The 7279-nt window shown below is 66.8% G+C and carries 7 protein-coding genes; all 7 read right to left on the reverse strand.

Going from position 1 to position 7279, the window contains the following annotated elements; genetic code table 11:
• The coding region (gene rpoB / locus AAC134_RS23005; protein WP_339951996.1) for a DNA-directed RNA polymerase subunit beta at nucleotides 1–3279 on the reverse strand (3279 nt) is incomplete at its 3' end.
• Between the two features lie 366 nt (nucleotides 3280–3645).
• A complete protein-coding gene (gene rplL / locus AAC134_RS23010; protein ID WP_339951998.1) occupies nucleotides 3646–4023 on the reverse strand; it encodes a 50S ribosomal protein L7/L12 in 378 nt (125 codons plus the stop codon).
• Nucleotides 4024–4108: 85 nt separating this feature from the next.
• The gene (rplJ, locus tag AAC134_RS23015) at nucleotides 4109–4624 is read right to left on the reverse strand and encodes a 50S ribosomal protein L10 (protein ID WP_339952000.1); all 516 of its coding nucleotides are present in this window, start codon (nucleotides 4622–4624) and stop codon (nucleotides 4109–4111) included.
• Nucleotides 4625–4922: 298 nt separating this feature from the next.
• Nucleotides 4923–5621, reverse strand: coding sequence for a 50S ribosomal protein L1 (gene rplA, locus AAC134_RS23020; protein WP_339952002.1), 699 nt, complete (start codon nucleotides 5619–5621; stop codon nucleotides 4923–4925).
• Between the two features lie 4 nt (nucleotides 5622–5625).
• Nucleotides 5626–6054, reverse strand: coding sequence for a 50S ribosomal protein L11 (gene rplK / locus AAC134_RS23025; RefSeq protein WP_339952004.1), 429 nt, complete (start codon nucleotides 6052–6054; stop codon nucleotides 5626–5628).
• Between the two features lie 101 nt (nucleotides 6055–6155).
• A complete protein-coding gene (gene nusG, locus AAC134_RS23030) occupies nucleotides 6156–6689 on the reverse strand; it encodes a transcription termination/antitermination protein NusG (protein WP_339952006.1) in 534 nt (177 codons plus the stop codon).
• Nucleotides 6690–6931: 242 nt separating this feature from the next.
• The gene (gene secE, locus AAC134_RS23035) at nucleotides 6932–7138 is read right to left on the reverse strand and encodes a preprotein translocase subunit SecE (RefSeq protein ID WP_339952008.1); all 207 of its coding nucleotides are present in this window, start codon (nucleotides 7136–7138) and stop codon (nucleotides 6932–6934) included.
• Between the last annotated feature and the right edge of the window lie 141 nt (nucleotides 7139–7279).

The following is a 7279-nucleotide window of genomic DNA, read 5'->3' on the forward strand; positions in this document are numbered from 1 at the left end:
CTTGTTGCCGTGACGGCCGGCCATCTTGTCGCCCGGCTGCAGCTTGCGCTTCACCGCCACGAACACCTTGACCATCTTCATCACGCCCGGCGGCAGGTCGTCGCCCCGACGCACCTTCTCGACCTTGTCGTCGAAGCGGCGCTCCAGGTTCTTCTTCTGGGCGTCGAACTGCTTGTTCAGCGCCTCCAGCTCCGACGCGTCGGCCTCTTCGCCGAGCGCCAGCTGCCACCACTGGCCGCGGGACAGGGTGCCCAGCAGCTCCTCGGTGATCTCGGAGCCCGCGCGGATGCCCTTGGGCCCCTTCACCGCGGTCTTGCCGATGACCAGGTCGTGCAGACGCGCGTAGATGTTGCGCTCCAGGATCGCCGTCTCGTCCTCGCGGTCGCGGGCCAGACGCTCGATCTCTTCGCGCTCGATCTGCAGGGCGCGCTCGTCCTTCTCGACGCCGTGCCGGTTGAACACGCGCACCTCGACGATGGTGCCGTGGTCGCCCGGCGGCAGGCGCAGCGAGGTGTCGCGCACGTCCGAGGCCTTCTCGCCGAAGATGGCGCGGAGGAGCTTCTCCTCCGGCGTCATCGGGCTTTCGCCCTTCGGCGTGATCTTGCCCACGAGGATGTCCGCCGGCCCCACTTCGGCGCCGATGTACACGATCCCCGCCTCGTCGAGGTTGCGCAGGGCCTCCTCGCCGACGTTGGGGATGTCGCGGGTGATCTCTTCCGGCCCGAGCTTGGTGTCGCGGGCCATCACCTCGAATTCCTCGATGTGGATCGAGGTGAACACATCGTCCTTCACGATGCGCTCGGAGATGAGGATCGAGTCCTCGTAGTTGTAGCCGTTCCACGGCATGAACGCGACGAGCACGTTCTTGCCGAGCGCCAGCTCGCCCAGGTCCGTCGAGGGACCGTCGGCCACCACGTCGCCGGCCGCGATGCGGTCGCCCACCTTCACCAGCGGACGCTGGTTGATGCAGGTGTTCTGGTTCGAGCGCTGGAACTTCCGCAGACGGTAGATGTCCACGCCCGGATCGCCCAGGTCCATGTCGTCGGTCACGCGGATAACGATGCGCACCGCGTCGACCTGGTCGATGATGCCGCCGCGCCGCGCGGTGATCGCCGCGCCGGAATCGCGCGCCACGATCTCCTCGATGCCGGTGCCCACGAAGGGCGCCTCGGCCTTGACCAGCGGCACCGCCTGGCGCTGCATGTTCGAGCCCATCAGCGCGCGGTTCGCGTCGTCGTTCTCGAGGAACGGGATCAGCGAGGCCGCGACCGAGACCAGCTGCTTGGGCGAGACGTCGATCAGGTCGATGTTCTCGCGCGGGGACAGCATGAACTCGCCGCCCTTGCGGGTGGAGACGAGGTCGTTCACGAACCGGTAGTCTTCGGTCAGGTTGGCGTTGGCCTGGGCGACGGTGTAGCGCATCTCCTCGGTGGCGGAGATATACACCACCTCGTCGGAGACCTGGCCGTCGATGACCTTCCGGTAGGGCGTCTCGATGAAGCCGTAGCGGTTCACGCGGGCGAAGCTCGCCAGCGAGTTGATCAGGCCGATGTTCGGCCCTTCCGGCGTCTCGATCGGGCACATGCGGCCGTAGTGCGTCGGGTGCACGTCGCGCACCTCGAAGCCGGCGCGCTCACGGGTCAGACCGCCCGGCCCGAGGGCCGAGAGACGCCGCTTGTGGGTCACTTCCGACAGCGGGTTGGTCTGGTCCATGAACTGGCTGAGCTGCGAGGAGCCGAAGAACTCCCGCACCGCGGCGGCCGCGGGCTTGGCGTTGATCAGGTCCTGGGGCATCACCGTGTCGATGTCGACCGAGGACATGCGCTCCTTGATCGCGCGCTCCATGCGCAGGAGGCCGACGCGGTACTGGTTCTCCATCAGCTCGCCGACCGACCGCACGCGGCGGTTGCCGAGGTGGTCGATGTCGTCGACCTCGCCCCGGCCGTCGCGCAGCTCGACCAGCGCCTTGATCACGGCGATGATGTCGGTGTTGCGCAGGGTCCGCTGGTTGGGATCGGCATCCAGCTCGAGGCGCATGTTCATCTTCACGCGGCCCACCGCGGAAAGATCGTAGCGCTCGGAGTCGAAGAACAGGCCGTTGAACATGGTCTCGGCCGCGTCGACGGTCGGCGGCTCGCCGGGGCGCATGACGCGGTAGATGTCCAGAAGCGCCTGCTCCCGGTTCATGTTCTTGTCGACGTCCATGGTCTTGCGCATCCACGGACCGATGGAGATGTCGATGTCGAGCGTCGGGATCTCGTCGAAGCCCGCGTCGAGCAGGGCCTGCACGTTCTCCTCGGTCAGCTCGTCGCCGGCCTCGGCATAGATCGCGCCGGTCTTCTCGTTGATCATGTCCCGCGCGACATAGCGGCTGTAGAGCGTCTCGAACGGCGCCAGGGTCTCGGCGACGTCGCCGCGCTCGAGCAGCTGGTTGATCTTGCGCGGGGTGACCTTCTGGTTGGCCTCGAACAGCACCTCGCCCGACGCGGCGTCGATGATGTCGAAGTCGGGCTTCGTCGCCTTCAGACGCTCGCCGCGGAAGGGAACCGCCCAGCCATCCTTAACACGGCGGTAGGGAACGGTGCCGTAGAACTCCTCCATGATCTGATCCTGGGTCAGGCCCAGGGCATAGAGCAGCGTCGTCACCGGCAGCTTCCGGCGACGGTCGATGCGCGCGAACACCACGTCCTTGGCGTCGAACTCGAAGTCGAGCCAGGAGCCGCGGTAGGGGATCACGCGGCTGGCGAACAGCAGCTTGCCCGAGGAATGGGTCTTGCCCTTGTCATGGTCGAAGAACACGCCGGGGGAGCGGTGCATCTGGGAAACGATGACCCGCTCGGTGCCGTTGACCACGAAGGTGCCGTGCTTCGTCATCAGGGGCATGTCGCCCATGTAGACGTCCTGCTCCTTGATGTCCTTGACGGACTTCGCCTCGGTGTCGGGGTCCACCTCGAACACGATCAGGCGCAGGGTCACCTTCAGCGGCGCGGCATAGGTCATGTCGCGCTGCTGGCACTCTTCGACGTCGTACTTGGGCGCCTCGAGCTCGTACTTCACGAACTCCAGCACCGCGGTCTCGTTGAAATCCTTGACGGGGAACACCGACTGGAAGACGCCCTGCAGGCCCTCCCCGTCGATGGGGACGGCGCCGTCGCCCGAATCCAGGAACAGGTCGTAGGAAGATTTCTGAACCTCGATCAGGTTCGGCATCTTCGCGACTTCACGGATCTTGCCGTAGCTCCTGCGGATGCGTTTGCGAACGGAATGCGTCTGAGTCATGCTCAACCTCGGCCTTCAGCGTCGTCGGTCCGGCGGGGCGGTCCGGCCGCGACGCGTCCGCAATGGGCGCGGTTCCAAATTCATGCAGACGTCCCACGGCCTGCTTCCCGGAACCCGCGCGCCCTCCGGGGCGCCCGTGCGAAGGATACCTGCCCTTCCCGCGGGCGTCCCGGAGGACGCTCGGTCTCTCGATCCGTCTCGTGGCCTCCGGCGCAAGTTCCCACATATAGGGAGCCGGAGCGGCGATCGGGACCCCCGCCCCCCTCGCGGGGCCCTGCCCCGGCGATCGGAAACGGACGAGCCGGCCCCGCTCGAGGCGGGGCCAGCCCTTGTTTCAGTAAGGCGCAGCCGCAGCCGCGCGCAAGCTCACTTCAGCTCGACTTTGGCGCCGGCTTCCTCGAGCTTCTTCTTGATCTCCTCGGCCTCGGCCTTCGGAGCCTGCTCCTTCACGGCCTTGCCGCCGGCCTCGACCAGCTCCTTGGCCTCTTTGAGGCCCAGGCCGGTGATGGCGCGGACTTCCTTGATCACGTTGATCTTCTTCTCGCCGGCCGCCACCAGGATGACGTCGAACTCGGTCTTCTCTTCCTCGGCGGGGGCGGCGTCGCCCACGGGGCCGGCCATCATGACCGCGCCACCGGCGGCGGGCTCGATGCCGTACTCGTCCTTGAGGATGTTCTTCAGCTCGTTGGCCTCGAGCAGGGTCAGGTTCACGAGCTGCTCGGCGAGAGACTTCAGGTCAGCCATTTCTCAGTTCCGTTTCCGTAAGTTTTAGCGTTCAGGCGATCGTCGCGTGTCATCGCGTCCGATCTCTCGATGGCGAATGCCTCGATCACGCGTCCTCTTTTTCCGCGAGGGTCTTGAGGATGCCCGCGATATTCGTCGCGGGGGCCGTGATCGCGCCGGCAAGGTTCGAAGCGGGTGCCATCAGCGCGCCGACGATGGAGGCGATGACCTCCTCGCGCGACGGCATCTTGGCCAGCGACTTGACGCCTTCCGCATCGAAGACCTCCGCGCCCATGGCTCCGCCAATGATAACGAGCTTCTCGTTCTTCTTGGCGTAAGCTTCGATCACCTTGGCCGGAGCCACGGGATCTTCTGCATAGGCGAGGACGGTCTGGCCGACGAGGTGCTCCTTGAGCCCCTCGCATGCCTTGCCTTCCAGGGCGATCTTGGCGAGCGTGTTCTTGGCGACCCGGACCTGTCCGCCCGCATTCTTCATCTGAATGCGGAGGTCCGACATCTGCGCCACCGTGAGACCGGCGTAGTGACACACCACCACCGACCCGGACTCGGCAAAGGCCTTGTCGAGTTCAGCGACAACGGCCTCTTTCTGCGCTCTGTCCACAGGTGCACTCCAAGTTTGGGAGGCTTGCGCCTCCCGGCTCCATTGCCGCCCCGCGCCGGCCGAAACCGGTCTGGAGCGACGTTCAGGTCCCGTCCGGGTCCCGAGCCATGACCGCCCAAGGGCGGAACTGGAACTCGATCCCCGTCTATGGCGGGAGATTAAGAAGACCCCCCGAAGGTGATCCCCACCCGCCGTCTCGGACGAGATGGGCGTCCGGTTTCCCGGGCGCCCGGCTGTCGCCTTCGGGTCGCAAGACCCTGGGGCGAACCTCAGGCCGCGGGCGCGAGCCCGCGGAACCTCACTCGGCGGCGGCCGAAGCCACGTCCACCGACACGCCCGGCCCCATCGTCGAGGAGAGCGAGATCTTCTTCAGGTAGGTGCCCTTGGCGCCGGTCGGCTTCGAGCGCGAGACGGCGGCCACGAAGGCCCGCACGTTCTCGGCCAGGGCCTTCTCGTCGAACGAGGCCTTGCCGACGCCGCCGTGGATGATGCCCGCCTTCTCGACGCGGAACTGCACCTCGCCGCCCTTGGCGTTCGCCACGGCGGTGGCGACGTCCATGGTCACGGTGCCGACCTTGGGGTTCGGCATCAGGCCGCGGGGGCCCAGCACCTTGCCCAGACGGCCAACGAGCGGCATCATGTCCGGCGTGGCGATGCAGCGATCGAAGTCGATCGTGCCGCCCTGGATCGTCTCCAGCAGGTCCTCGGCGCCGACGATGTCCGCGCCGGCCGCAGTCGCCTCGTCGGCCTTCGGGCCGCGGGCGAAGACGGCGACGCGCACGGTCTTGCCGGTGCCGTTGGGCAGGGTCACCACGCCGCGAACCATCTGGTCCGCGTGACGGGGGTCGACGCCCAGGTTCATGGCGATCTCGACGGACTCGTCGAACTTCGCCTTGGCGTTCGCCTTGATCAGGGCCACGGCCTCCTCGAGACCGAGGTTCTCCTTGCCCTCGACGGCGCCGCGGTTCGCTTTCGCGCGTTTGGTCAGCTTTGCCATCGGATCAGCCCTTCACCTCGATGCCCATCGAGCGGGCGGAGCCGAGAATGATCTGCATCGCCGCCTCGACGTCGTTGGCGTTCAGATCCTGCATCTTGGCTTCCGCGATCTCGCGGACCTGCTTCACGGTCACCGAGCCGGCGGTCTCGCGACCCGGCTTCGTGGAGCCCGACTTCAGCGACGCGGCCTTCTTCAGGAAGTAGGACGCCGGGGGCGTCTTGATCGCGAAGGTGAAGCTCTTGTCCTGGTAGTAGGTGATGACGGTCGGGCACGGGGCGCCGACTTCCATCCCCTGCGTCGCCGCATTGAATTCCTTGCAGAACGCCATGATGTTGATGCCGCGCTGACCCAGCGCGGGGCCGATGGGCGGCGAGGGGTTCGCCTTGCCCGCCGGCACCTGCAGCTTCAGGCTGCCGATGATCTTCTTGGCCATGTGGCCTCTCCTTCATCCCGCCACCGGAACGCGATCCGGCGGCTTTCGGTTAGCGGTGCGGTCCGGACGACGCGTCGCCCTCGCCTCCCGCGCCTTTGCGCTCAGGCCTCTTTCTGGACCTGGGCGTATTCCAGTTCGACCGGGGTCGAGCGGCCGAAGATCGAGACGGCCACCTTCAGGCGGGCGTTCGACTCGTCCACTTCCTCGACCATGCCGGTGAAGCTCTCGAACGGGCCGTCGGTGACCTTGACCTGCTCGCCGATCTCGAAGGTGATGGCGGGGCGCGGACGCTCCACCCCTTCGGCGACCTGGCTGATCAGCCGCTCGACCTCGGAGTCCCGCAGGGGCGTCGGACGCCCCATCGGGCCGAGGAAGCCGGTCACCCGGTTGGTGCCCATGACAAGGTGATAGGCCTCGTCGGACATCTGCATCTTCACAAGAACATAGCCGGGCATGAAGCGACGCTCGGTCTGCACCTTCTTGCCGCGACGCAGTTCGACGACCTCTTCGGTCGGAACCAGAACATCCTCGATCTCGTCCTCGAGTCCGTTCTGTCGCGCGCCCTCCTTGATCGCCTCGGCGACCTTCTTTTCGAAGTTGGAGAGCACGTGGACCGTATACCAGCGCTGCGCCATGCCGCCTGCCGAACCTCGCCTTCGCGTCCTTGCTGGACGCCGTCTTCTCTCAAAGCATCAGGCGCGCGGCCTCGGGGGATGTTCCCCGAATCGCAGCGCGCCGACCTTCCGGATGGGAGCGCTTCCCCTACAGACCGAGCCGTCCGAAGGCAAGCCCTGCGTGAGCCGGCGCCCCGGACGTCGCCGCTCCGCCCCGGGAGGGCGGGCGAACAGGCCCGGCGCGAAGCCGGACGGAATGGGGATCAGAGGTTGGTGGCGCCGAGGTGGAGGATCTGGTCGATCCCCAGGCCGATCAGCGAGTCGACCGCGAAGAAGAAGATCGCGGCCAGCGTCGCCATCACGAACACCATGATGGTGGTGACCACCGTCTCGCGGCGCGTCGGCCAGACGACCTTCGCGGCCTCGGAACGCACCTGCTGGATGAACTGCAGGGGATTCGCGCGGGCCATGGGGAGGTCTCCTCGATCCGGTCGGCCGCCTCTTGGCGGGTCGTCGCCCCGGCGCCGGCGGCGCATCTGGGGCTATCGCTGGCAGGGGCGGAGGGACTCGAACCCACGGCCCTCGGTTTTGGAGACCGATGCTCTACCAAC

The sequence above is a fragment of the uncultured Albimonas sp. genome (assembly GCF_963977235.1).
Classification (GTDB): domain Bacteria; phylum Pseudomonadota; class Alphaproteobacteria; order Rhodobacterales; family Rhodobacteraceae; genus Albimonas.

Excerpts from the sequence above, each read along its gene's own strand:
- rplL (WP_339951998.1), bottom strand. The coding sequence starts at position 4,023 with ATGGCTGACCTGAAGTCTCTCGCCGAGCAGCTCGTGAACCTGACCCTG.
- rplA (WP_339952002.1), bottom strand. The coding sequence starts at position 5,621 with ATGGCAAAGCTGACCAAACGCGCGAAAGCGAACCGCGGCGCCGTCGAG.
- rplK (WP_339952004.1), bottom strand. The coding sequence starts at position 6,054 with ATGGCCAAGAAGATCATCGGCAGCCTGAAGCTGCAGGTGCCGGCGGGC.
- nusG (WP_339952006.1), bottom strand. The coding sequence starts at position 6,689 with ATGGCGCAGCGCTGGTATACGGTCCACGTGCTCTCCAACTTCGAAAAG.
- secE (WP_339952008.1), bottom strand. The coding sequence starts at position 7,138 with ATGGCCCGCGCGAATCCCCTGCAGTTCATCCAGCAGGTGCGTTCCGAG.